Raw genomic sequence first — 1,474 nt, forward strand, 5'->3', positions numbered from 1 at the left:
GCGGCTTGCCGCTTAGCGGAGTGGGACTGACGACCCGGCAACGCCGGGGAGCCGAAGGGGGCCATGTCCCCGATCTTGATGTTGACCTTGATGTTGATTTTTAATCAGCTGAGGCTGCAAACGCACAATGGCCGGCACAACCGGCGGCGCCATACAGACAGCGGCAAGATATCCGGCACTAATGGCGGGCAGCAGATAACGCGGAGGGGGAGAGCCGGTGCGTCAGCACCGGGTTTTGCCTGGCCCGCAGGGCCTGCCTGCTTTTTCGCGGTTTTGCATACCGCTCATGGCCACAATGACATATCCGTTAAGGCCGGAATGAACCGGCCTCGATAATTCAGATCATAACCTTCCTGTTATAGGTTGCTCTCCAGTCCATATACCCCGGTTCGTCGCGAAGCGGAGTAAGGCTTGCGAGATTTTCAGCTAACCCATTTATCACTAAAATCCTCTCCACCGCCATAAACCAGCTTTCCTTATCACCGATCGGAAACCATAGATTCGAGTTATCGCCGCTCAATAGCGGATGATTGCAGAAGTGAATCCCCCTGCCCTGCGCTGTTACGCAACCTGTCACGATGGTGGAGGCCCGTACTGTTTCAGTCAGCGCGCTGCGAGCCAGGTTTTCAGCTATATCACTCCAGCACCACCCGTCATCCGGAACCGGTAGATCAATGCATCGTAGTAAATGACCGCCTGCCCTCGCAGTCAGCCTGGCAATGTCTGATACCCCCGTGTCGCCATATGCGCCGTCGGCCTCGCAGACATAATGACCGTTATGCCAGAAGGATTCAGCCCCATTATCCAGACGTATCAGACAATATTTGCCCATCACTCTGGTGATGTCGTTCTGCTGAACCAGGCTGGTGCTTAATGTGGGATGCTGCTGCCCGCCGTTCTGGCTCATAGCTGCTCCTCCACCTGACGTGCTACCGAAAACAGCATTGCTGCCAAATGTGCCAGGTGCCCGCTGCGCACGGCGTTTACAATCGCGATGGCATGTGCGACGATTTGGATGTCAAAAATCATGTATCTCTCCAGATTCTGGTTTTGATGTTGCCGGTATCTCGTAAATATCGGCGGTGAAGAAAGCAGGGGAAACCCTGCTTTTTTTACATCTGCTGTTTGCTCATCAGGCAATATCCGCTTTATGCATGGCATATCCGGCTTTGAGAGTGGTAGCCAGTTCATTGCTTGCATATTCCCATGCAGCATCGCCTGCCCCGTCTGGATAGCCGTGTACAATGTGAGCAGCCTCAATCCACGCTTTAAATGACGCCAGCGGGATCATCGGGCGCGGGCGCGACCAGTCAGTAACAGTGTTGCAAATTTGTTCAGCCATATTCAGCAGCGTGCCTGTGAGAAGTTCAAAACGTTCCTCCTCGTTCATGCTCTTCGACTTCAATAACTTGAGGTAATCCAGGCTCTGAGCCAGTGCCGGATCAAGGCCATTCTTTTCCTGTCCTTCAACCCC

At 53.8% G+C, this 1,474-nt stretch carries 3 protein-coding genes; all 3 read right to left on the bottom strand.

All coding sequences use genetic code 11. The annotated features are described in order from the left end of the window. Nucleotides 1–337: 337 nt before the first annotated feature. Nucleotides 338–907 carry a hypothetical protein gene (locus ACNY69_RS21605; protein ID WP_418800343.1) on the bottom strand — a complete coding sequence of 190 codons (570 nt, stop codon included), beginning with the start codon at nucleotides 905–907 and terminating at the stop codon, nucleotides 338–340. Further along, on the bottom strand, nucleotides 904–1,029 hold the full coding sequence (locus tag ACNY69_RS21610; RefSeq protein ID WP_418800346.1) for a hypothetical protein: 126 nt from the start codon (nucleotides 1,027–1,029) through the stop codon (nucleotides 904–906). The genes ACNY69_RS21605 and ACNY69_RS21610 overlap by 4 nt, the downstream gene beginning before the upstream one ends. 103 nt (nucleotides 1,030–1,132) lie before the next feature. After that, on the bottom strand, nucleotides 1,133–1,474 hold a 342-nt coding region (locus ACNY69_RS21615), incomplete at its 5' end, for a hypothetical protein (protein ID WP_418800349.1).

The sequence above is a fragment of the Pantoea graminicola genome (genome assembly GCF_048452665.1).
Lineage (GTDB): Bacteria > Pseudomonadota > Gammaproteobacteria > Enterobacterales > Enterobacteriaceae > Pantoea.